Consider the following 22,337-nt stretch of genomic DNA (forward strand, 5'->3'; position numbering starts at 1 on the left):
TCAATATCAGCCCAGAGCCAGGAGCCAGCCATGCCAACCGAACAACTGCAACACACATCACCGCGCCCGCAGCCGTTGCAGGCCGGGGTAAAACTGCGCGGCGCCGAAAAGGTGGCGCGTATCCCGGTGAAAATCCTCCCCACCGAGGATGTGCCACGCAAGCCCGACTGGATCCGCGTGGCCATCCCTACCACGCCTGAGGTAGCGCGGGTCAAGGCCCTGCTGCGCAAGCACAAGCTGCACAGCGTGTGCGAGGAAGCCGCCTGCCCGAACCTGGGCGAGTGCTTCTCTGGCGGCACGGCGACATTCATGATCATGGGCGACATCTGCACCCGGCGGTGCCCGTTCTGCGACGTCGGCCATGGTCGGCCCAGGCCGCTGGACGTCGACGAGCCGAAGAACCTGGCCATCGCCATCGCCGACCTGGGCCTGAAGTACGTGGTGATCACTTCGGTGGACCGTGACGACCTGCGCGATGGCGGCGCCGGGCATTTTGCCGATTGCCTGCGCGAGATCCGCAGGCTGTCGCCGGGCATTCAGCTGGAAACCCTGGTGCCCGATTACCGCGGGCGCATGGAGGTGGCCCTGGCCATCACCGGGCAGGAACCGCCAGACGTGTTCAACCACAACCTCGAAACCGTGCCGCGCCTGTACAAGGCGGCCCGGCCGGGCTCGGATTTCGAGTGGTCGCTGGACCTGCTGGAGCGCTTCAAGCAACAGGTACCGAGGGTGCCGACCAAGTCCGGGCTGATGCTCGGCCTGGGCGAAACTGATGAAGAAGTGATCGAAGTGATGCAGCGCATGCGTGAGCATCAGGTCGACATGCTGACGTTGGGGCAGTACTTGCAGCCGTCACGCAGCCACCTGCCGGTGCAGCGCTTTGTGCACCCGGACACCTTTGCCTGGTTTGCCGAGCAGGGCTTGGCAATGGGGTTCAGAAACGTGGCGTCCGGGCCACTGGTGCGTTCGTCCTACCATGCTGACCAGCAGGTGCAGTGAGCGGAACGGGTCGTTGCCGGTTGAGCGTTGTGCGCTGATCGGGGTAAAAAAAGGGAGGGAATTCAAAGTTGGCATGAAAATCTCATGTACAGCGCTTGGCATGCGATTTTCGTAACCTTGCGTTCACCCTCCATGGACAAAAACAACAGGGGGCTTACATGAGTTGTCTGATTTGCGCAGGGCAGGCGCAATCCGTTGAATGCACCCATGGATGGGAAGAGCGGCATTGCTCCCAGTGTGGATGTTACCGAATGTCACAAGCGCTCATCCTGGTGATGATGGAAGAGGGGCAGATTTTCGATACCGCGCGCATGCGGGAATGGCTGGCGGCTCGGCGCGTGCTGGTGCCTGTTCCTTCCATCGATCATACCCAGGCAATATTGGCGCGTTGAACGCATGTAGCCGCGGGCATGTTGTACCTGGCTTGGTGGACTGCGGCATCATAGCGTGCCCGGCCATCAACGCACCCAGGAGACCACGATGATCAACACTGGCGATCTATTGCCCGACGTTACGCTGTACGCGTACAACAATGACGAAGGCGCCTGCGCGATCGGGCCGAATGCCTTTTCCGTTCACGAGCGCTGCAAGCATAAAAAAGTGGTTGTTTTCGGTTTGCCCGGCGCGTTCACGCCTACCTGTTCCGAACGCCACGTCCCAGGTTATGTGGCTGAGGCACAAGCGTTGTTCGCCGCGGGCGTTGACGAAATCCTCTGCGTGTCCGTGAACGATGCGTTTGTCATGAATGCCTGGGGCAACAGCCTGCAGGTGGGCGAAAAGGTAAGGATGATTGGCGATGGCAACGGCGAATTCAGCGACGCACTGGGCTTGATCCAGGACCTGTCCGCGCGTGGATTGGGGCGCCGTTCCCTGCGTTATGCCATGGTGGTCGACAACCTGGTGGTCAAGCATGTTGCTGTCGAAGCGCCTGGCCAGTTCGAGGTCAGTGATGCAGCGAGCGTGCTGGCGGCGTTGCGTCAGTTGTAAGCGCCAGGCCTTTCAGTCAAGGACTGTCAGGGGCGCCGAAGAATATGTTCAATCCGACCCGATAACAACAAGGTATACCCGGTTGAAACTTCACCAACTCAAGGCGTTGGTCGCCATCCACAACGCAGGCAGCATCCTTGAGGCTTCCAAGCTCATGCACATTACCCAGCCTGCGCTGAGCCGTTCGATCAAGGAGCTGGAACGGGAAGTCGGCTTCAGCCTGTTGCAGCGGTCGCACAAAGGCATGGCCCTTACCGAGGAAGGCAAGCGCGTCATCCGCCACGCCAACCTCGTGGTGGAGAGCATCCGTCGCCTGCAGATCGAAGCGGCGAGCATTCAGGATGCCGCGCTGGGCGCGGTGTCGATCGGGGTGACCTCGCTGACGGCGATGCTCGATGGTGTCGATGAAAGCATCCTGGCCTTCCGGCGCAAGTACCCGCGGGTGAAGATCACCATCACCGACTTGCGTCCCAGCCAGATCCTGCAACGCCTGCGCGACGGCAGCCTGGACTTTGCCATTACCTCGCAGCAACCCCTGAGCCGGCTGAGCCTGGACTGGGAGGCGCTCGGCAGCATCAAGGGCAGGGTGATTTGCCACGCGTCCAATGCACAAAAGTTTTCCAAGTCTTTGCGCACCTTGCAGTACGGCCACTGGATCAGCCTGGATGAGCTGTCGGACCAGGCTTCGCAGTTTCACCAGCTGTTCGAGGTCAACGGCCTCCAGGTGCCGCAGAACACCGTTGAATGCACCTCGGTGATGATGGCGCTCAAGCTGCTGAAGAATACCGAATCGTTGATGACCATCAGCGAGCTGGCGGTGGACCAAGGGTTTACCTTTAGTGTGGATGGCGAGTACGTGGTCATGGCCGTGCAGGAGTTGATTCCGGACTACCCCATCAACCTGGTCTGTATCGACCGCCACAGCCTTACAGCGCCTGCCCAGGAGCTGTTTCACAGCTTGCGCGGGCAGGTGCTCAGGCAAACCCGTCCCGTGGCCTCAGAAGTGGTAGTACATGCCTAGCGAGACATTGCTGGGGTTGTCGCCAACCTGATCCACCGGGGTGCCAGCGTAGGTGACCGACGACGCACGCTGGTTGGCAATCAGGCCCAGCCGGCCATAGATGGCCCAGCGTGGGTTGATGAAATGGTCATAGCCAATCATCACGCCTGCTGCGTCCTTGTCGCGGGCGGTAACCTGGCGCTGCATCAGGGCCAGGCGCAGCACGTCCCGCTCGCCGACCGGCGCCATCACCCCGAAGGTGTACAGCGTGGTACTGGGCGTGCCGGCCTGGTCTACGTCCTGGCGTTGCCAGGTCAGGCTGGTGGCCAGTGGGCCGAAATCGTAGAACGCCGATAGGCTCTTGTAGTAGTTGGCGGTCTGACGCGAGGTGCCAGCGTCGTCCCAGGGGTCGCTGTAGTACAGGTTGTAGGAGGCCAGCAGCATCACCCGGCTGTTACGATACTGCAGCCGGGCGCCACCACCACGCACGGTGCGCCCCTGGCTGGCGGCATCGTCGAAGCCGAAGCTTAGCGCGGTGCCGATGCTGAAACCGTTCAGGTTCGGGCTGGTGTAGGCCAGGGTGTGCTTGGGGCGCAGGTCCAGGTAATAGGCGCCCTTGCCGGCGGCAGGCAGGGCCAGGTAGGTGTAGGGCGAGCCATATGTGGCCAGGAACGGGTCGGCGTAGGTGGGCGTGCCCATGCTGTAGGTCTTGCCGAACTCAAGCTTGCCCAGGGTGCGCGAGCGCAGGGCTAGCGTTGCCAGGCGCAGGGTGCCAATGGTGTCCCAGGTGCCCTCCAGGGCTTTGCCATTGACGTTGAAGCCTTCCTCGACGTCCAGTTCCAGTACGGTGTCAGGAGTAAGCCCCTTGCGGGCATACAGCCCGACCTTGTTGGTCCAGGCGCCGCCGCCGGCCAGGCGAAAGCCCGAGTGGTGCTGCGAGTCGTGATAGCTGGCGAATGCATCCACGGTGCCGTAGACCTTGAGCTTGTCATCGAAACCGTAATCCACCCCGTAATAGCCAAAACCCGGTGCAATCCGGCCGAGCGTCGGAAAGCCCTCGGCCTGTGCCTGCACGGCAAGGCATGCCCCTTGGATCATCAACAACAACGACGTAGTGCGAGTGTTCATTCACGACTCCAGGCCAGCACAGTGATGTGGTGGCTGTAGCGTCGGTGAACAGCACGTTGCAGCGTGATTGCTTATTCGGCCATGTCATGCCGTTTGGTTAATCAAGGCCCTGCGGGGCGTTACGGTTGGCGAGAACGTCTGCGCTAGACAGGCTTCGAACACGCGCGAGGCCGCGCTTGCTGCCCGGTTGAGTGAGCACTGATGGGGCAGCGCGCAGAGGCAGGGCAATCTGCGCGCCAGTTTAGGGCAAATTGGTCAATGACCGGGTCGGTCAATTAACCATCGGTTAGCCGCATGCCGAATCTGCAAGTGTGTTGGGTGCCCGATTGGCCGATATTCGCTGCACGCCGCGAATTGCCATCGGAGATAACAATGACCAGACCGCTACCCGCACCGCCCCTTATGCAGACGGGCGCGCATTCAGCCGCGCAGGCATCTTCCTCACGTAAAACCTTGATTGCCTGCTCGCTGGGCAATGCACTGGAAATGTACGACTTCACGATCTACAGCTTCTTCGCTGTGCTGATCGGCAGGCATTTCTTCCCCTCCGAGTCGGCAATGGCATCGTTGTTGATGTCGCTGGCCACCTTCGGCGTCGGTTTCCTGATGCGCCCGGTGGGGGCGATGGTCATCGGTCGCTATGCCGACCGGCGCGGGCGCAAGGCGGCGCTTAGCCTTACCATCGGGCTGATGACCTTGGGCACAGCGCTGATCGCGTTTGCGCCCACCTACTCGCAGATCGGTATTTTTGCCACGGTGCTGCTGGTGGTCGGCCGGCTCATCCAGGGTATGTCGGCAGGCGGGGAGGTGGGTACTGCGTCAGTGTTCCTGATGGAGTCCAGCGCGGTTGGCAAGCGTTGCCAGAACGTCAGCTGGCAGGCCGCCAGCCAGGGCTACGCCGCCCTGTTGGGCGCCGGCTTCGGCTTTGCGCTCAGCCAGTTGCTCGACCCCGCTGCCCTGGAAAGCTGGGGCTGGCGCATACCGTTCATCTTTGGCCTGCTGATCGGCCCGGTCGGTTGGTACATACGCACGCGCTTGCCGGAAACCCACGAGGCCGCCGCAGCGCACAAGGCCGAGCCGGCGCTGGACGCCGAGGTGCTCAAACGTATCGCCCAGGGCATCGGCCTGATGGCCAGCTCGACCATCGGCATGTACCTGTTCGTGTTCTACATGCCCACCTACCTGACCACGGCCTTGCACTACCCGCCAGGCAGCGCAATGGCCATTGCCTGTATCAGCAGCGGCTGCATGGCGATCATCTGCCCGCTGGCGGGCAAGTTCGCTGACAGGTACCAGCTGCGCAAACGCCTGCTGGCGTGGACGGTAGCCACGCCAGTGGTGCTGACCCTGCCGGTGTTCTACCTGCTGGGGCTGGTGCAACACATGGGCCTGGCCATGATGTGCGTAGCGGTGCTGATCTTGCCTACCTGCATCGGTGCCGGTGCGTTCTTTGCGCTGATGATGGAGGGCTTCCCGAAAGCGCAGCGCTCCTTCGGTACCTCGGTCAGCTACAGCCTGGGGGTGACCATCTTCGGCGGGTTTTCGCCGCTGGTGGCGACCTGGCTGATTGCGGCGCTCGGCACCCCGTTGGCGCCGGCCTACTTCCTGCTGGCTGGCGGCGTTCTCAGCCTGGCCTGCCTCAAATACTTCCCCGAAAACACAGGATGCGAATGACATGGGCACTTTGAACATGACTGTCTTCCAGAATGATCAACCTCAGGCCTCGGCAGCAGAGCCGGATGAGTTCGTCGTGATCCGCCGGCAGATTCACGCCGCGCCGGAGCTTGGTGGCGACACGCCTGACACGGCGGCGCTGGTAGCCGACAAGTTGCAGGCCTGGGGTTATGAGGTGCATCGCAACGTGGGCGGGCATGGGGTTGTCGGGGTGTTGCAGGTAGGGGAAAGCCCCCGCAGCATTGGCCTGCGAGCTGACATGGACGCACTGCCCATGAGTGAGAAGAACCCCTTTGCGCATGCCAGCAAAATCCCCGGCCGCATGCATGCCTGTGGGCATGACGGGCACACCGCGATCCTGTTGGCAGCTGCAGCACAGTTGGCGGCAACACGCAATTTCAACGGCACGTTGAACGTGATCTTTCAGCCGGACGAAGAGGGCCTGGCCGGGGCCAGGGCGATGATCGACGACGGCCTGTTCGAGCGCTTCCCGTGTGACTCGGTGTACGCGCTGCACAACATGCCCGGCATGCCGGTGGGCACCTGCGTGGTGCAAACCGGCCCAACCATGGCGTCCTCCGAGCGCGTCAGCATTCGTATCACGGGCAAAGGTGGCCACGGGGCGATGCCGGAACTGTCGGTGGACCCGGTAATGGCGTTGAACAGCCTGATCAGTGGCATCCAGACCATCAAGTCGCGCAACCTGAGCGTCGAGGACTATGCCGTCATCAGCATCGGCATGATCCAGGCCGGTACCGTCTACAACATCATTCCTGACGAGGCCAGCATGCTGCTGAGCGTGCGCACCGACACGGCCGAGACCCAGCAAAAGATCAACAGCCGCATTGACGCCCTGGCCAGGGGGCATGCCGAAAGCTTTGGCGTGGAGATCGATGTGCAATTCACTCAACTGGCGCCCGCGTTGTGCAACAGTGATCACGAAAGTGCGTTGCTGCGTGAAAGCCTGAGGCCATTGTTCGCCGACGGCTCGTTACTGGACAAGATGCCGAAGAAGGTCATGGGCACCGAAGACTTTGCCTACATGTTGCAGGCGCGACCTGGCTGTTACTTCATGCTGGGGAATGGTACAGGCGAGTTCCATGGGTGCTCGGTGCATAACCCGCACTACGATTTCAATGATGCGTTGGTGAAGATCGGCGCCGATTGTTGGGTAAAGTGGGTGCAGGACTACCTGCGTTGATGCCGTTGTCGGGGGGCCACGGCCCCCACAGCCCCTGCGAGCGCTGCTTCACCCTGTGGTAGCAGCTGTTTTGCACAGCGCCTGAAAGCCTGCGCGATCACGGTGGGAGCAACTGTCTTGCTCAACTTCTAAAAGCTGGCGCGATCACTGTGGGAGCGGGCTTGCCCCGCGAACACGGGCGAAGCCCGTGCCATCCAGCGCGCAGCCTGCTTCGCGGGCACGCCGCTCCCACAGCAGCCAACCCTGCCACGTGCTACAGCAATTGAACGTCCCGCCACGCCAGGGCTCTCACAAGCAAAGGGTACAGCGAGGCCACCTTCATGAGCATCGAGCGCAGCATTCCCGAACTGAAAGCCTGGTACGCCCAGTACGATGACATCAGTTACCGGCGCGAGTCACCGGATGCCTACCACCATGAACTGGTTCGTACCGCAGAAGCCCTGCGCGACGATGGCGCCATCGACTGGGATGACTGGCTGGCGCTCAAGGCGCTGGCCGATGAGGCGCATATCCGCGCCCTGGAAGATGCCGTGCAGGCCCATGTCAGCGACCCTGACGCATGAAAGCGCTGAAAATTGCCACCTTCAATATCAATGGCATCCGCAGCCGCTTGCCTGCGCTGCTGGCCTGGCTGGAGCGCGAGCAGCCCGATATCGCCTGCCTGCAGGAGCTGAAGGCGACCGACCAGCAGTTCCCTCGCGCGCAGTTGGAGGCGGCAGGTTATGGCTGCCTTTACCAAGGGCAACCCTCCTGGAACGGGGTGGCTATCCTGGCGCGGGGCAGCGATCCGCTGGAAGTTCGGCGCGGCGTGCCAGGCATGGAGGATGACAGCCAGAGCCGCTATCTGGAAGCGGCGGTACACGGGGTGCTGGTAGCGTGCCTCTACTTGCCGAACGGCAACCCGCAGCCAGGGCCCAAGTTCGATTACAAGCTGCGCTGGTTCGAATGCCTGATCAAGCATGCGCATAGCCTGTATCAAAGCGGCCACCCCACGCTGCTGGCCGGTGATTTCAATGTCGTGCCCACCGACATGGATATCTACAACCCCCGGTCCTGGCTGAAGGACGCCTTGCTCCAGCCTGAGTCGCGCGCGTGTTACCAGCAACTGCTGGACCAGGGCTGGGTCGATGCCATACGCCATCTGTACCCGGACGAGCGTGTCTACACCTTTTGGGACTATTTCCGAAACCACTGGCCGCGCAATGCCGGGTTACGCATCGACCACCTGTTGCTGAACGCCGAACTGGCCCCCTACCTGAAGCAGGCGGGGGTGGATGCCTGGGTGCGCAACGAGGTCAAGGCCAGCGATCATGCACCCGCCTGGATAGCGCTGGGTGCACGTCGCGCCCGATCAAAGAACGTGTGAAAACGCCTGGCCCGCGCAGCTGCGCGGGCTCTGTTCGGGCGTCATTTTTTGCCGGGCAGCACTGAGCTGAGCACTTGCTTGGCCGTCTGCACAATGACCCCGGCCTGGTTCGGGTCACCCTTGAGCAAGGTGCTGGCGAACTTCTTTGCCTGCTCCAGCTTGATATGAGGTGGCAGAGGTGGCACGTTCGGGTCGGTCTTGAACTCGATCAGTACCGGCCGATCAGCGGCCAGTGCGCGCTCCCACGCTTCGGCGACGTCCTCTTCGCGGTCTACGTAGATCCCTTGCAGGCCAATGGAAATGGCGAATAAATGGTAGGGAACGTCAGGGATGGATTGCGAAGCCTCGAACTTGGGGTCGCCCTCCATCACCCGTTGCTCCCAAGTGACCTGGTTGAGGTCTTCGTTGTTGAACACTGCGCAGATCCACTGCGGGTTGTCCCACTGCTGCCAGTACTTGGCCACCGTGATCAATTCAGCCAGGTTGTTCATCTGCATGGCCCCATCACCTACCAGGGCAACCACCGCGCGCTGCGGGTGGGCGAACTTTGCCGCGATCGCATAGGGCACGGCCGCGCCCATGCAGGCCAGGCCACCGGACAGCGAGCACTGCATGCCCTGGCGGATCAGCAGGTCGCGGGCAAACCAGTTGGCGCAGGAGCCAGAATCGCTGGTGATGATGGCGTGCTCGGGCAGGCGCGGGGACAGTTCATGGACCACGCGTTGTGGGTTGATCGGGTCAGCCTTGACCAGGGCACGTTTGGCCACCGTCTTGTCCCACTGCGCACGCCAGGTCTCGACCTTGTCCCGCCAGCGCCGTTCGGTCTTGTGTTCGAGCAGTGGCAGCAGTGCGCGCAAAGTTTCACTGGCATCGCCGACCAGGTTGACCTCCATCGGGTAGCGCAGGCTGAGCATGTCGGGCTGCAGGTCGATCTGCACACCGCGCGCCTGGCCTTCCTTGGGTAAAAACTCGGAATAGGGGAAGCCGGAGCCGATCATCAGCAACGTGTCGCATTCGGTCATCAGCTGATAACTGGGTTCGGTGCCCAGCAGGCCGATCGACCCGGTAACCCACGGCAGGTCGTCTGGTAGAACAGCCTTGCCCAGCAGTGCCTTGGCCACGCCAGCGCCGAGTGTTTCGGCCACCGCAATAACCTCATCAGTCGCCTGCAGGGCGCCAGCGCCCACCAGGATTGCCACCTTGCGCCCGGCATTGAGCACATCGGCGGCGCGCTGCAGGTCTTCATCGAACGGCAACACCCGGGGCTTGCTGTAGCCGATGCCGGAATGCACGGTACCGTGAGCCCTCGGTGGTTCGTGGTAGGGCAGGTCCTGCAGGTCGTTGGGCAGGATCACGGCAGTGACGCGGCGTTCGCCGACGGCCGTACGCACCGCGCGGTCGAGCAGGTGGCGCACCTGCTCCGGGGTCGAAGCCTGTTGCACGAACGCGCCAGCGACGTCCTTGAACATGGACACCAGGTCAAGTTCCTGCTGGTAATGCCCGCCCAGGGCCGCACGGGCCTGTTGGCCGACGATGGCCAGCACCGGCTGATGGTCCATACGCGCATCGTACAGGCCAGTAAGCAGGTGCGAAGCGCCCGGGCCGGAGGTGGCCATGCAAACACCGAGCTCGCCGGTGAACTTGGCATGGGCGCTGGCCATGAAGGCGGCCATTTCCTCGTGGCGGGCCTGGATGAATTCAATCTTGCCGTTGGCCCGGCTCAGCGCGCCGAACACGCCGTTGATGCCGTCGCCGGGGTAACCGAAGATGCGCCGCACGCCCCATTGATACAAACGCTCCACCAGAAAGTCGCCTACCGTGCCGGTCATTGCCTGCTCCCGTTCCGTGATTGATAGGTGTCTGGACTTGGCACGCGTCGATAAAGTTTCAACGGTGTGCACACTGCAGTGAGCGGTCTGCAAGACGTGGCATCAGCGCCACCCTGTGCCTTTCTCCGGTCGCGCCCGATCTGGCGAGGCGCCTTCTCCTCATGCAGCCCGCTGCTCACCCTTGAGCAGTTTTTTCTGGGCTTCCATGGCAGCCCCCAGTTCGTCCAGTTGGTCTTTCCCAAGAAGCTTTTTCGCCGTGGGGAAAAGCGCCTCTTCCTCTTCCTCGATGTGATGTTCGAGCAGCTCCTTCATCACCTTCACCCGACCGGCGAATTCAAGGGTGCCGGTGTCCGTATGGAGCAGATCAGGGAGCACCAGGGCATCGACAGTCCGGTGTTCTTCCTTGGCTTCGTAATACATCTTGGCTTCCTCCTTGCCACCGGCCTGCTTGATGGCGGGGTAGAGGATGTCTTCCTCAAGAGCCGTGTGAACCTGCAATTCCTGCTCGATGCGGTGGAGCAGATCGGCGCGCTTCTTTACGGCACGCTCAGTGGTCGAGGAGAGCTCTTCCAACAGCTTCTTGACCAGTTTGTGGTCTTGAATCAGCAGATCGATAGCATTCATGGTGTCACCTCGTTGCGGGCGAATGGATAATGGCTTCCTTGGTGTTGAGTGGCAGTGGCGGGCAGGGTTCAACGATGTTGATGTCTGGTAGCACAGGCGCGATGCGTTATCACCTGTGCTCTTGAGCGACTGGGGCCGTCGTGCGGTTCAAAGGATAGGTTTGCCCCCTGTAACGCCGTAGCGCGAACCCGAGATGTAGCTGGCTTCATCCGAGCCCAGCAAGACGTAGATCGGCGCCACCTCGACCGGTTGCCCCGGCCGCCCCATGGGGTAACCTGAACCGAAGTTCTTCACCGCTTCATCAGGCATGGTGGCCGGGATCAGTGGTGTCCAGATAGGGCCTGGGGCCACGCTGTTCACTCGAATCCCTTGCTTGCCCAGCAACTGGGCGAGGCCAGCGGTGAAATTGGCAATAGCCCCTTTGGTGGCGGCATAGGCCAACAGGCTGGGTGACGGGTCGTCGGAGTTGACCGAGCTGGTGTTGATGATCGAACCGCCCTTGGGCATGGAGGGCAGAGCGCGCTGGCAAATGCGGAAAATGGCAGTGATGTTGGTGTCGAACGTCATCACCCATTCTTCGTCGTCAATGTCGGCCAGGCTCTCGTGGGCCATCTGGAACGCGGCGTTGTTGACCAGGATATCGATGCGCCCGAACTGTGCCACGGTCTTGTCGACAATGTCGTAGCACTGCTGTTTCTGTGCCAGGTCGCCGGGTAGCAGCAAGCATTGGCGGCCAGCGGCCTCGACCCAGCGCGCCGTTTCCTGCGCATCTTCGTGTTCATTCAGATAGGCAATGGCCACGTCAGCACCCTCACGCGCATAGGCGATTGCCACCGCGCGCCCGATGCCGCTGTCGGCTCCGGTAATCAGGGCGATCTTGCCTTCGAGCCGGTTGTTGCCGGTGTAGGTCTGCTCGCCACAGTCCGGATACGGCTCCATCTTGCGTTGTGAACCGGGAACGCTTTGCGGTTGGGATGGGAAGGGAGGGGTAGGGTAGTCGCTCATGGTGGTCACTCCAGCAGTCGGAAACGTTCGTTACCGTTCGAGGGGGCAGCGCTGCCGGTGTTGAAGTGGATACTGGCTTTGTGCGACGGGCGGTTGTCCCATGCATTGCCAATGAATTTTCGTTGCCTGGACAGCTCTACCGCTGACCGGTCTTGCGCTGTCACGGGCAAGGCTCACGCATTCAAGGAGTACCGCAGTGCCTCGAATCATCACGCCCAGCACACCTGAACATGAGATCGATCAGCAAAATGCAAGGATGTTCGGTACGCCGAAAGAGCGGCTGGACTTCTATCGACGCGAAATTCAGTACGAGACCAGCATCCTGGCCAACCGCACTGATGCCTATCTCACGGCGCAGTCGTTTCTGGTCATCGCGTACGTCTCGGCGATGAATAACCTGAACCAGGGCTGGGGCGAGATGTTCACCTTGATGGTGCCGGCTTTTCTGGCACTGCTCGGTGTGCTCAGTACACTGAACGCCTGGCCAGGCATTCGCGCGGCGTTCCGCATCATCGAGCACTGGCAGTTGAAGCAAAGCCACTTGCTGCGCAGCGAGCCAATGATGGGGTTGGCTTATGATGAATCGCCGCTGTTCTGCGAGGCTGAAACTTCTCAGGCGGGCCACCGCAAGTCGTTGCTGTTTTCCTTGCGTACGCCCTGGATTTTTCTCGGGTTCTGGATCTTGCTGGGCAGCTATTCGGTTTTCATTCAGCTGGCGTGACCAGCGCCTCCTGGTCGGCAACCGGTGCGACCAGGAGACGGGCTGACGATGATCAGACTCAGCCTGCCAGCGCCTTGATCAATTGTTCATTGAAGGCAGGAATATCATCCGGCTGGCGGCTGGTGATCAGGTTGCCATCCACGACCACCTGTTCGTCCACCCACGTGCCGCCGGCATTGCGAATATCGTCCTGCAAGGTCTTGTAGCTGGTCATTCGCTTGCCTTTGGCCAACCCGCTCGACACCAACAGCCACGCGCCGTGACAGATGACGGCCAGCGGCTTGCCCGCCGCATCATGGCTTTTTACCAGCTTTTGCGCGCCGGGGATCAGGCGAATCGTGTCGGAGTTCTGCACGCCGCCGGGCAGCACCAGGGCGTCGTAGAGGTCAAGCTGCGCGCTGTCGAAGGTAGCATCCACGTTGAATTCGTCGGCGGGTTTGTCATGGTTCCAGCCCCGTACGGTGCCTTCCTTTTCGCCCAGGATATCCACCACCGCGCCACTGTTTTGCAGCGCCTCACGCGGGCCGGTCAGTTCTACCTGCTCGAAGCCATCGGTGACCAGAAAGGCCACGCGCTTGCCGTTAAGTTGTGCACTCATCATATGTTTCCTCGTACTGATAGGCCTTCCATAAGGGCCCACAAACAGCGAGCAAAGTTCCTGCTAGATGCTCGGCGGGTCATCCAGCCATGACGAGCAAGCTGCATGAGGTAGCAACGCCCCCTGCTAAATTGGCTACAGTTAGCGTCACAAAAGATGGCGCAATGAAATTATTGACCGGCCGCACAACTATTTTCACCGGTAGATGTCATTTTCAACGCCGGTACGAACGTCGTTCAGCCGGCCAGGCATTTTTCAGGAGCGAAGCGCATATGGCAGCACTGCAGAACAGCACGTTGGAAGCAATTGTCGGTGGTCAGGGGCAGTTGTTGGCGGAGTGGCTCAGCGCCCTGGAGGCCAACGGCGCGACGCGCAACATTCGTGAACATGACTTGCGCCAGGAAACCCGTGACTTCCTGCAGTTGGTGATCGACGGGCTGCGCAAAGAGGCGGGTACGCACATTGGCGCAGAAGGTTGGGAGGAGGCCCGACGTTTCCTCGAAAAACTCTCTGCCAGCCGTGCCCAGGTGGGGCAGGAGTCGCACCAAACGGCCTATTTCATTTTCGCCCTCAAGGGGCCGCTATTCAGACTGTTGCAAGCCCATTACGCAGAGCACCCTGCGCTGTTGGCCGAACAACTGTGGGAAATCTCCCAGCTGTTCGATGCATTTGGCCTGCACACCATCCGCACCTATCAGAAAAACCGCGAAGGCGTCATCAAGCGCCAGCAGGAAGAGTTGCTCGAGCTTTCCACGCCGGTGGTCAAACTCTGGGAGGGTGTACTGGCACTGCCGTTGATCGGCACACTGGATTCGCAACGCAGCCAGACAGTGATGGAGTCGCTGCTGCAACGCATTGTTGATACCGGCTCCGAGATTGCCATCATCGACATTACCGGGGTGCCTACAGTCGACACCTTGGTCGCGCAACACCTGCTCAAGACGGTAACGGCTATCCGCCTGATGGGCGCCGATTGCATCATCAGCGGTATTCGTCCGCAGATTGCCCAGACTATCGTGCACCTGGGCCTCGATCTGGGCACGCTGACTACCAAGTCCAACCTTGCTGACGCCTTGAAGCTGGCGCTTTCGCGTCTGGGTACCAGTACTGGCGAGAAGGTGTGAGGCGATGGAGCGCATTCCCATTCTGCAAATGGGTGAATTCCTGCTGGTAACCATCCAGGTCGACATGCACGACCAACTGGCGCTGCGCCTGCAGGACGATCTTACTGAGCGTTTAGACCATACTTCGGCCCGCGGCGTGCTGATCGATATTTCCGCGCTGGATATGGTCGATTCGTTCATTGGCCGCATGATCGCCAGTATTTCTGGCCTTTCGCGGATAATGGATGCCGAGACCGTGCTGGTCGGCATGCAACCTGCGGTGGCCATCACCCTCGTGGAGCTTGGCCTGACCTTGCCCGGGGTAAGCACGGCATTGAATGTCGACCGCGGCATGCATCTGTTGCGGCAGCGGGTAGGCCACTCATGAGCATCCGCCAGAGTGGCAGCCAGCCGGTGCGCGTGGAGCAGGACGTGGTACTGGCCCGGCAACTGACCCGCAAGCTCGCCACCGACTGCGGCATGCGGCTGGTCGACCTGACCAAACTGGTCACGGCTGTCAGTGAGCTGGCACGCAACACCGTGGTATACGGGGGGGGCGGGGATATGGACTGGGCGGTCATCGAAGAAGCCGGGCGCGTAGGCCTGCGCCTGTTGTTTCGTGACGAGGGGCCGGGCATCGCCGATGTCAAACTGGCCCTCACCGATGGCTGGACGTCGGGTGGCGGGCTTGGCCTGGGCTTGACCGGCGCTCGCCGGCTGGTAGACGAATTTGATCTGGACACCACTCCCGGGCAAGGCACCCGGGTAACGATCACCCGATGGGCCTGAACCTGGCAGCGAGTTTGACGCAGGTGCTGCACATTGATGAGGCCAGCCAGGTCGGCCATGCCCGGCGTGTGGTCCAGAAGCTGGCCGAGCAGCTGGGTTTCTCTGCCGCCGACGCTGGCCGGGCAGCTATTGTTGCCACCGAGCTTGCCAGCAATGTGCTCAAGCACGCCGAGCGTGGCGAATTGCACCTTCGCGTGCTTGCGCATGGCGCCCACCCGGGTATGGAGCTGGTGGCGGTGGACCGTGCCCAGGGGTTCGACCTGGCCAGTTGCCTGGCTGATGGTTATTCCACCGGCGGTACCCAGGGCATCGGGCTAGGGGCGGTCAGCCGGCTGGCACAAGTGTTTGACGTGCACGCCGACGCGAAAGGCGCTGTGGTACTCGCGCGTATTTACCGGCAAGAGCATACGGCCGGGGATATACGCATCGGCGTGTCCCAGCATTCGCTGCACGATGACCCCGCCTGCGGAGACAGTTGGCACGTGACGCTTGCCGAGCAGCGTTTCAGCGCCGTGATGATCGATGGCCTCGGCCATGGCGAAGAGGCCGAGCGTGCGGCCAAGGCGGGTATCCAGGCTTTTGCTTTGGCGCCATTCAGCGCGCCGGAGCACGTGCTTGGCGAAATGCACCATGCCATGGCCGGAACCCGTGGCGGTGCGGCTGCCATTGCCCAGTACGACGGCGCGGGTGACCGTCTGTCGTTTATCGGTATTGGCAATATCGGCGCAACCCTGGTCGGTACAGACCGGCCTCGCGGCCTTGCCTCACACCCGGGCATCGTCGGCGGGCAATACCGCAAGGGCCAGGTGTTCGACTACGCTCACGTGAAAGGAAATCTGTTGATCATGTTCAGTGACGGCCTGCAGTCCCGTTGGAATCTGCAAACCTACCCCGGGCTTGTTCACCGCCACCCGGCGGTCATCGCTGCCATATTGCATCGCGATTTCTGCCGTGGGCGGGATGATGTGACGGTGTTGGTCATCGACCTGGAGACTGTGCATGGCTGAACCCTCATCGAACAACAGCGTCGAGCAGGCCGACCTGATCGCCCGCTTGCAGGCCGAAAACCAGGCGTTGTGCGCTGAACTGGAGGACACCAACCAAGGGGTGCTGGCACTGTATGCCGAGCTGGACAGCCAGGCTGAGCAGCTGCGCCAGGCGTCGGACCTGAAAAGCCGCTTTCTGTCCTACATGAGCCACGAGTTCCGCACGCCGCTGGGCTCGATCCTGAGCATCACCAGCCTGCTCGCCGACGAGGTGGACGGGCCGTTGAGCAAGGAGCAGCAGTTGCAGGTGGCGTTTATCAATACCGCAACGCGTGAGCTGGGCGACATGGTCGACGACCTGCTGGACCTTGCCAAGATCGAGGCCGGCCGCATCACCATATCGCCGGCCTGGTTCGATATGCTCGACCTGTTCGCGGCCTTGCGCGGCATGTTCCGCCCGATCGTCGACACCGGCGCGGTGGATTTGATCTTCGAAGAGCCCCAGGGCCTGCCGAAGATGTACACGGATGACAAGAAGCTGGCGCAGATCCTTCGCAACTTCATCTCCAACGCCTTGAAGTTCACCACCCGCGGCGAAGTACGCGTGTCGGCGCAACTTCTGGGTACTGACCAGGTCCGTTTTGCCGTGAGCGATACAGGTATCGGTATCGCCCCTGAGCTGCTCGGCAGCTTGTTCGAAGACTTTGCCCAGGTCGATTCGCCGCTGCAGAAGCGCTTGCGCGGCACTGGGCTGGGGCTGTCGCTGTGCAAGCGTTTTGCCGCGCTGCTGGGCGGCAAGGTAGGGGTGGAAAGCACGCCTGGCAGCGGGTCGTGTTTTTTTGTCATCCTGCCGATGGCGCTGGCCCCGGAGAGCGCTGATGAACGCTGACATCCGCCTGCTGATCGTCGACGACAACGTTACCACACGCTATGCGCTGCGCCGCCGCCTGGCACTGCATGGGTACACGGTGACGGAGGCAGGCACCGGTGGCGAGGGGCTGGCGTTGATCGGCAGCGGGCAGTTCGACGCGCTGATCCTGGATGTCAACCTGCCGGACATGAGCGGCTTCGACATCGTCCGGCTGCTGCGTGCCAGGCCGGAAACGGCCTTGCTGCCGGTGATCCATGTATCGGCAGCGTCGATCCAGACGGGTGACATCATTACCGGGCTCGATGCAGGCGCGGACGCTTATCTGGTCCACCCTGTGGACGCTGATGTGCTGGTGGCCACCCTCGGCACCCTGCTACGGGTGAGGGACACCGAACGGGCCTTGCGGGAAAGCGAGGCCCGTTTTCGGGAAATCTTCACCAATGTGTCAGCCCCGATCGCCGTGGTTGATGCAGGGCTGAAGGTGCATGAATGCAACCATGCCTTCGAGCAGTTGATCCAGGATAATCGCAACCCCGATGCGTTGCAGGAATGCTTCGCCGATGACCAGCAGACCGCCATCGCCGATTTGCGTCAGCACCTGCTTGCGGGGCAGCGCTGGCGTGGCACGTTAGCCATGCACGTGGGCGGCATGCCCCGGGATACCGAATGGCAGCTATCGCCCTACCGGAAGCCGGGATTGTGCCTGGTGTTTGTCGAGGACGTCACCGAGCATCGCCACCGCGAGCGCTCGCATCTGGCGCGACTGGAGGACGCCAACACCCAGTTGGCGCGGGAGACGGCCCAGCGTGAGCAGACCGAGGCGCAACTGTTGCAGCTGCAGAAGATGGATGCGCTGGGCAGCCTGACAGGCGGTATTGCCCATGACTTCAACAACCTGTTGACCGGCATCATCACCAGCCTGGAGCTGATCCGCAAACGGGTAGCAGAGAACCGGACCGAAAAGGTCCCTGCCTACGCCGACGCGGCCTTGACCTCTGCCATGAGCGCCGCCTCGCTGACTCACCGTCTGCTCGCCTTCGCACGGCAGCAACCTCTGGACACGCGGCCAGTGGACATCAACGAGCGGGTTCGTTCACTGGAGGAACTGATCAATCGCACCATTGGTGAGCGAATCGTGCTGCAACTGCAGCTGTCACGCGAGCCCACCACCGCGCTGGTCGACCCGATCCAGCTGGAGAGCGCGGTACTCAACCTGGTGATCAACGCCCGCGACGCCTTGGCCAAGGGCGGGCATATCTGGGTGAATACGGCGGCGACCTTCTCACTCGGCGACCCCAACCTGCGCGATGGCCCTTATGTGGCGGTGACGGTGCGCGATGATGGCTGTGGTATCGCGCCGGAGCTGCTGGAAAAGGTCTTCGATCCATTTTTTACTACCAAGCCGGTAGGACAAGGTACCGGTCTTGGGCTATCGACCATCTACGGTTTTGCCCGCCAGTCGGGCGGGCACGTGTCGATCCACAGCGCGCCGGGGGTGGGCACCGAAGTCACCCTGATGTTGCCTGCCAGCGACGAGCAGGAGGCTTGCGAGGCGCACAGGCCGCAAGTCGACCAGCAAGGTGCCGGTGAATATGTGCTGGTGGTCGAGGACATGGCGTCGGTGCGCCTGTCAGTGGCAGAAGTACTGACCGATGCAGGATATCGTTGCATCCTGGCCCAAACCATCGAGCAGGCACTCGATCATCTGCGTGGAGATAGCGGCATTCAGTTGTTGCTGACCGACGTTGGCCTGCCAGGCATAAGCGGCCGCGAGCTGGCCGATATGGCGCGGATCTACCGGCCAGGGCTGCCGGTACTGTTCATGACGGGCTACGCGGAAACCGCTCTGGACCGCCAGGCGTTCCTGGGCAGCGGGATGGACCTGCTGATCAAGCCGTTCCAGATCAGCGAGCTGCTCGTCAAGATACGCCGGGCACTGGGTCATGCGACATGAGGTGCACTTTGCAGCAACTGCCTGCATAAGGCCGGTCAATATGGCCCCGGCTGCGCCGGGGTTCGCGGGGCAAGCCCGCTCCCACAGGTACGGCGCATGAGTTGCACGCAATGCGGTCCATGTGGGAGCGGGCTTGCCCCGCGAACACGGGCGTAGCCCGTGCCAACCACCGCGCAGCCTGCTTCGGGTGCAAGCCCGCTTCCACAGGTTGTTTACAGGGAATCGGTTATCGCAGCTGAACGACCCGTCGCCATTGAACGTCAAACCATCATCGAGCACTTTACCAAGGCTGCTGCGCAGATGACCTTCATCGTCTGGTTCGCCATGCTGGGCGCAGTCTTGCTGCTGCTGGCGCTCTCTTCCTCCTATTTACGCTGGATTCCGGTGACTTCCTCGGTGGTTTGTCTGGTCTTGGGCATCGGCCTGGGAGCGTCCGGGTTGGGTCTTCTCCACCTGGATGTCAGCGGTTCCAAGGGATGGATGGAGCACCTGACCGAGGTGGCGGTGTTGTTTTCGCTGTTCTTCAGCGGCTTGAAACTGCGCTTGCCCTTGCACGACCGCCGATGGGGGAGCGCGTTTTACCTGGCGGGGCCTGTGATGATGCTCTGCATCGGTGGCGTCACGCTGCTATTGCACTACGGCCTGGACCTTGAATGGGGTATTGCAGTACTGATCGGGGCAATTCTTGCACCCACAGATCCCGTGCTTGCAACACTGGTGCAGGTGGCTGATGCCCAGGACGATGATCCTGTGCGCTTCAGCTTGTCCGGTGAGGCTGGCCTGAACGACGGAGTGGCCTTTCCCTTCGTCATCCTTGGGCTGTTGTTGCAACAGAACAGCGGGCATGCCTGGCTCGGCGACTGGTTGATCAAGGACATGCTCTGGGCAGTGAGTGCGGGTCTGCTGCTTGGCTACTGGATGGGGCGCGGGCTGGGCAAACTCACTCTGTTCCTGCGCCTGCGCAACGACGACAGCACTGTATCGCCCAACGATTACCTGGCCTTGGCACTGATCGCGCTGGCCTATGTGTTTGCCGAAACGATCCAGGCCTATGGGTTTCTCGCGGTATTCGCCGCTGGGCTGGGCTTGCGCCAGGCGGAGGCCAGTACCTCCAGCAGCCCTGGGCAGCCGGCTGCCGAACATCTGGTGCAGCCGGTAGTGGGCCACCAGCATGTGGCGCCGGAACAGGCCGTCAAAGGTGATGTTCGCGGGCTGGACGATTCCCAGGTTGCAGCAGGGATCATGCTCGGGGACATGCTGGCCTTCGGCAGCTTGATCGAGCGGGCAATGGAGGTTTTTCTCGTGACCTTGCTCGGGGTGGTGTTGATAGAGCATTGGGACTGGCGGGCATTGCTGGTCGGCGGAGCACTGTTTCTGGTGATTCGTCCCTTGAGCATTTTGCTGTTTCCGATTCGGGGGATGCTGGGTATTCGAGAACGTGGGCTGCTTGGATGGTTTGGCATCCGGGGTATCGGGAGTTTTTACTACCTCTTCTACGCCCTTAACCACGGGCTGCCTCCTGGTTATGCGGCCCAGAGCACCAACCTGGTGTTGTCAGTGGTGGCGTTGAGCATACTGCTGCATGGGTTGAGCGTTCAGCCGCTGCTTGCCCGATACGAAGCGTGGAAGCAGCGGACGTCATGAGGGCGCTTCAAGCCCTTTGTCTTCGATGCTCAGCGGTCAACGCTTCGGCGGCGCTGGCGCTGCAAGTGAGTGATCGCAAACCCGGCAATGGCGCCGAGCACGGCGGCGCTCACCAACACCAGTGTCTTGTCTTTTCGGGCTCTCCAGCCACCGTCCACACTGCGCCGGTCACTCGGGGGTTCAAACAGGTTCCCCGGTGATGTTGCGGCGCTTGGGCTACGGCTCAAGCCCCAACGGGTCAGCCATCCTGAAAGCAGCGGTAGCCCCGGGACGAGGTAGCTGGCCAAGTGTGCAAGGCGAGCGGTTGCCCCGACCGTGGTGCGCGCGCGCGGGGAGATGGCGCAAGCCACCATGGCCTTGGCCACCCACTCCGGGTCATAGACTGGCCCGGGGGGCGTCAGCGTGTGGCCAGTGTAGTTGCCACCATCCCTGAAACCAGGGGTGTCCATGACCGCAGGATAGATATCGCAGACATGAATGTCGGGGAACGCCGTCAGTTCTCCGCGCAGGGCGTCGGTCAGGCCACGCAGGCCGAATTTGCTCGCCGAATAGGCCGCTGCATAGGGTTGCGCGATCCAGCTTCCGAGTGACAACGTGTTGATCAGGATGCCGCTGCGCTGCGCCTTGAAATAGGGAAGGGCGACGTAGGCGCCACGAAGGTAACCGATCAGGTCGGTTTGGATGACTTGCTCGTGCGCCTCCAGTGGCGTGTCCTCAAAATTGCCGACCGCGCCGACGCCAGCGTTATTGACCCAGATATCGATTCGCCCATGGCCAAATTCGGCAGCCTGCGCGGCCAGCGCCTGCACCTGATCGCTGCGGCTGACATCGGTAGCGATTGCTACCGCGTCCGTACCGCATTCAGTGCACTCGTCCAGCACGTCGAACAACGCTTCCTCATCTCGGGCAGCAAGCACCAGCCGAGCGCCTTTGCACGCAAAGGCATGCGCAGCGGCCCTGCCTATGCCACTTGAAGCGCCAGTGATGACCACGACCTTGCCGCGCAACGGGCCTTGTGTTGATACAGCGGCGGCCGGTGGGGCAGGCTCGGCAGCCTGGGCTGGCGTGAGGTCCTCAGGCGCAGGCGCAAGGGTGGCGCTGGCTTCTATCATCGAGAGCTCAAGGGCGGTGCCGTCGACCAGCACCAGTTTCAGGCCCTCGACAGTGCCCGCTACCCTGTCCGCGTACACGGGCTCGCCCTCTGCATCCAGGCTGTCATAGATGAATCTGGTCCCTTCGAGCCAGCCGACTGCAGTCAGCAGTTCCGGGCCCAGGTAATATTTGCCGTCCTGAAAGAAACCGGGAAATTGATGGGCGCGTTCGATGTTCTCCACGCAGTAGCGTTCGCCTGGTTTCATGCCTGTCGCTTGATCAATCATGGTGCAGAACCCCTTTCGAAGTGTGTCAGCTAGCGTTCAACCTTCGTTGTGGACAAAGGCATCGAGTAAGCAGGGGAATGCGTGGGGCGCTGTAAAGTTCAGGTCGAGGGCTTCAGTGGCGTGCTGAATGACAAGGTGACCGCCGGTGTGCTGCGCGTGAACCTGTCGCGATACCCGAGCCTCGACCAAGAGAGTGAGGACCAAGCGATGCCCGCACTCATCGAGAAACGGCTCGAGCAGGCCCGCACAGCCTTGCAAGCGGTGCTCATGGGTGATGGCCTTGGGCAACTTGACGGAAAAACGAAAGTGCTCAGGCACCGACGCGGCCCACCGGGCATAAGTTTGCGATCGATGAGCACGGTAAAACGAGGAGTTGATTTCTACCGCGTTCAAGCGCGCCGCGTAACGCTGCAAATGAGCCCCCTGCCGGGGAAAATGAAACACCGCAATCGCAGCGGCCCCGGGCGACGCGCTGGTTA

At 61.6% G+C, this 22,337-nt stretch carries 22 protein-coding genes and 1 pseudogene; 16 read left to right on the forward strand and 7 right to left on the reverse strand.

Features of this window, described 5'->3' with window-relative positions:
- Positions 1 to 30 precede the first annotated feature (30 nt).
- The 4 genes from lipA (at position 31) to CKW35_RS02355 (ending at position 3,007) form a co-directional block, all read left to right on the forward strand.
- Positions 31 to 999, forward strand: a complete 969-nt coding sequence (lipA, locus tag CKW35_RS02345; RefSeq protein ID WP_095114924.1) for a lipoyl synthase — start codon at positions 31 to 33, stop codon at positions 997 to 999.
- Positions 1,000 to 1,250: 251 nt separating this feature from the next.
- The gene (locus CKW35_RS28315; protein ID WP_016486219.1) at positions 1,251 to 1,391 is read left to right on the forward strand and encodes a hypothetical protein; all 141 of its coding nucleotides are present in this window, start codon (positions 1,251 to 1,253) and stop codon (positions 1,389 to 1,391) included.
- Between the two features lie 88 nt (positions 1,392 to 1,479).
- The gene (locus CKW35_RS02350; RefSeq protein WP_016486220.1) at positions 1,480 to 1,986 is read left to right on the forward strand and encodes a peroxiredoxin; all 507 of its coding nucleotides are present in this window, start codon (positions 1,480 to 1,482) and stop codon (positions 1,984 to 1,986) included.
- 82 nt (positions 1,987 to 2,068) lie between these two features.
- On the forward strand, positions 2,069 to 3,007 hold the full coding sequence (locus tag CKW35_RS02355; RefSeq protein ID WP_016486221.1) for a LysR family transcriptional regulator: 939 nt from the start codon (positions 2,069 to 2,071) through the stop codon (positions 3,005 to 3,007).
- Here the strand turns inward: CKW35_RS02355 and CKW35_RS02360 are convergent.
- Positions 2,984 to 4,114, reverse strand: a complete 1,131-nt coding sequence (locus CKW35_RS02360) for a porin (RefSeq protein ID WP_095114926.1) — start codon at positions 4,112 to 4,114, stop codon at positions 2,984 to 2,986. The two genes, CKW35_RS02355 and CKW35_RS02360, sit on opposite strands and share 24 nt — an antisense overlap.
- A gap of 372 nt (positions 4,115 to 4,486) precedes the next feature.
- On the opposite strand from CKW35_RS02360, the gene CKW35_RS02365 reads away from it, so the two are divergent.
- The 4 genes from CKW35_RS02365 (at position 4,487) to xth (ending at position 8,355) form a co-directional block, all read left to right on the forward strand.
- Positions 4,487 to 5,788 carry an MFS transporter gene (locus tag CKW35_RS02365; RefSeq protein ID WP_095114928.1) on the forward strand — a complete coding sequence of 434 codons (1,302 nt, stop codon included), beginning with the start codon at positions 4,487 to 4,489 and terminating at the stop codon, positions 5,786 to 5,788.
- A 1-nt stretch (position 5,789) separates the two neighbouring features.
- On the forward strand, positions 5,790 to 6,989 hold the full coding sequence (locus tag CKW35_RS02370) for an amidohydrolase (protein ID WP_023047035.1): 1,200 nt from the start codon (positions 5,790 to 5,792) through the stop codon (positions 6,987 to 6,989).
- Positions 6,990 to 7,309: 320 nt separating this feature from the next.
- A complete protein-coding gene (locus CKW35_RS02375) occupies positions 7,310 to 7,552 on the forward strand; it encodes a hypothetical protein (protein WP_060516735.1) in 243 nt (80 codons plus the stop codon).
- Complete coding sequence (gene xth / locus CKW35_RS02380; protein WP_023047034.1) at positions 7,549 to 8,355, forward strand: exodeoxyribonuclease III; 807 nt, start codon at positions 7,549 to 7,551, stop codon at positions 8,353 to 8,355. The genes CKW35_RS02375 and xth overlap by 4 nt, the downstream gene beginning before the upstream one ends.
- Positions 8,356 to 8,396: 41 nt before the next feature.
- On the opposite strand, the gene CKW35_RS02385 is transcribed toward xth, so the two are convergent.
- The 3 genes from CKW35_RS02385 to CKW35_RS02395 form a co-directional block, all read right to left on the reverse strand.
- Complete coding sequence (locus CKW35_RS02385) at positions 8,397 to 10,184, reverse strand: thiamine pyrophosphate-requiring protein (RefSeq protein WP_095114930.1); 1,788 nt, start codon at positions 10,182 to 10,184, stop codon at positions 8,397 to 8,399.
- A 159-nt stretch (positions 10,185 to 10,343) separates the two neighbouring features.
- Entirely contained in the window at positions 10,344 to 10,808 is a 465-nt protein-coding gene (locus CKW35_RS02390; protein ID WP_023047032.1) for a hemerythrin domain-containing protein, read from the reverse strand.
- 147 nt (positions 10,809 to 10,955) lie between these two features.
- Positions 10,956 to 11,813 carry an SDR family oxidoreductase gene (locus CKW35_RS02395; protein WP_070086340.1) on the reverse strand — a complete coding sequence of 286 codons (858 nt, stop codon included), beginning with the start codon at positions 11,811 to 11,813 and terminating at the stop codon, positions 10,956 to 10,958.
- A 196-nt stretch (positions 11,814 to 12,009) separates the two neighbouring features.
- Between CKW35_RS02395 and CKW35_RS02400 the strand changes: the two genes are divergently transcribed.
- Positions 12,010 to 12,534 (forward strand): hypothetical protein, encoded by a 525-nt coding sequence (locus CKW35_RS02400; protein ID WP_016486230.1) that lies wholly within the window; start codon positions 12,010 to 12,012, stop codon positions 12,532 to 12,534.
- Positions 12,535 to 12,592: 58 nt separating this feature from the next.
- On the opposite strand, the gene CKW35_RS02405 is transcribed toward CKW35_RS02400, so the two are convergent.
- Positions 12,593 to 13,132, reverse strand: a complete 540-nt coding sequence (locus tag CKW35_RS02405) for a type 1 glutamine amidotransferase domain-containing protein (protein ID WP_024717794.1) — start codon at positions 13,130 to 13,132, stop codon at positions 12,593 to 12,595.
- Positions 13,133 to 13,404: 272 nt separating this feature from the next.
- Between CKW35_RS02405 and CKW35_RS02410 the strand changes: the two genes are divergently transcribed.
- From CKW35_RS02410 to CKW35_RS02440, 7 genes are all read left to right on the forward strand, one after another.
- A complete protein-coding gene (locus CKW35_RS02410) occupies positions 13,405 to 14,256 on the forward strand; it encodes an STAS domain-containing protein (RefSeq protein ID WP_016486232.1) in 852 nt (283 codons plus the stop codon).
- A 4-nt stretch (positions 14,257 to 14,260) separates the two neighbouring features.
- The gene (locus CKW35_RS02415; RefSeq protein ID WP_016486233.1) at positions 14,261 to 14,623 is read left to right on the forward strand and encodes an STAS domain-containing protein; all 363 of its coding nucleotides are present in this window, start codon (positions 14,261 to 14,263) and stop codon (positions 14,621 to 14,623) included.
- A complete protein-coding gene (locus CKW35_RS02420; RefSeq protein WP_016486234.1) occupies positions 14,620 to 15,024 on the forward strand; it encodes an anti-sigma regulatory factor in 405 nt (134 codons plus the stop codon). The genes CKW35_RS02415 and CKW35_RS02420 overlap by 4 nt, the downstream gene beginning before the upstream one ends.
- Positions 15,015 to 16,031, forward strand: coding sequence for an ATP-binding protein (locus tag CKW35_RS02425; RefSeq protein WP_016486235.1), 1,017 nt, complete (start codon positions 15,015 to 15,017; stop codon positions 16,029 to 16,031). The genes CKW35_RS02420 and CKW35_RS02425 overlap by 10 nt, the downstream gene beginning before the upstream one ends.
- Positions 16,024 to 16,899 carry a sensor histidine kinase KdpD gene (locus CKW35_RS02430; RefSeq protein WP_016486236.1) on the forward strand — a complete coding sequence of 292 codons (876 nt, stop codon included), beginning with the start codon at positions 16,024 to 16,026 and terminating at the stop codon, positions 16,897 to 16,899. The genes CKW35_RS02425 and CKW35_RS02430 overlap by 8 nt, the downstream gene beginning before the upstream one ends.
- Positions 16,889 to 18,835, forward strand: coding sequence for a response regulator (locus CKW35_RS02435; RefSeq protein ID WP_016486237.1), 1,947 nt, complete (start codon positions 16,889 to 16,891; stop codon positions 18,833 to 18,835). The genes CKW35_RS02430 and CKW35_RS02435 overlap by 11 nt, the downstream gene beginning before the upstream one ends.
- A gap of 300 nt (positions 18,836 to 19,135) precedes the next feature.
- Positions 19,136 to 20,479 carry a sodium:proton antiporter gene (locus CKW35_RS02440; protein WP_095114932.1) on the forward strand — a complete coding sequence of 448 codons (1,344 nt, stop codon included), beginning with the start codon at positions 19,136 to 19,138 and terminating at the stop codon, positions 20,477 to 20,479.
- A gap of 29 nt (positions 20,480 to 20,508) precedes the next feature.
- On the opposite strand, the gene CKW35_RS02445 is transcribed toward CKW35_RS02440, so the two are convergent.
- On the reverse strand, positions 20,509 to 21,858 hold the full coding sequence (locus tag CKW35_RS02445; RefSeq protein ID WP_095114934.1) for an SDR family oxidoreductase: 1,350 nt from the start codon (positions 21,856 to 21,858) through the stop codon (positions 20,509 to 20,511).
- Between the two features lie 213 nt (positions 21,859 to 22,071).
- Positions 22,072 to 22,308: pseudogene (locus CKW35_RS02450) on the reverse strand (DUF72 domain-containing protein); the annotation flags it as partial.
- Positions 22,309 to 22,337 lie beyond the last annotated feature (29 nt).

The organism is Pseudomonas sp. Irchel 3F3, from assembly GCF_900187545.1.
Taxonomy (GTDB): domain Bacteria; phylum Pseudomonadota; class Gammaproteobacteria; order Pseudomonadales; family Pseudomonadaceae; genus Aquipseudomonas; species Aquipseudomonas fortuita.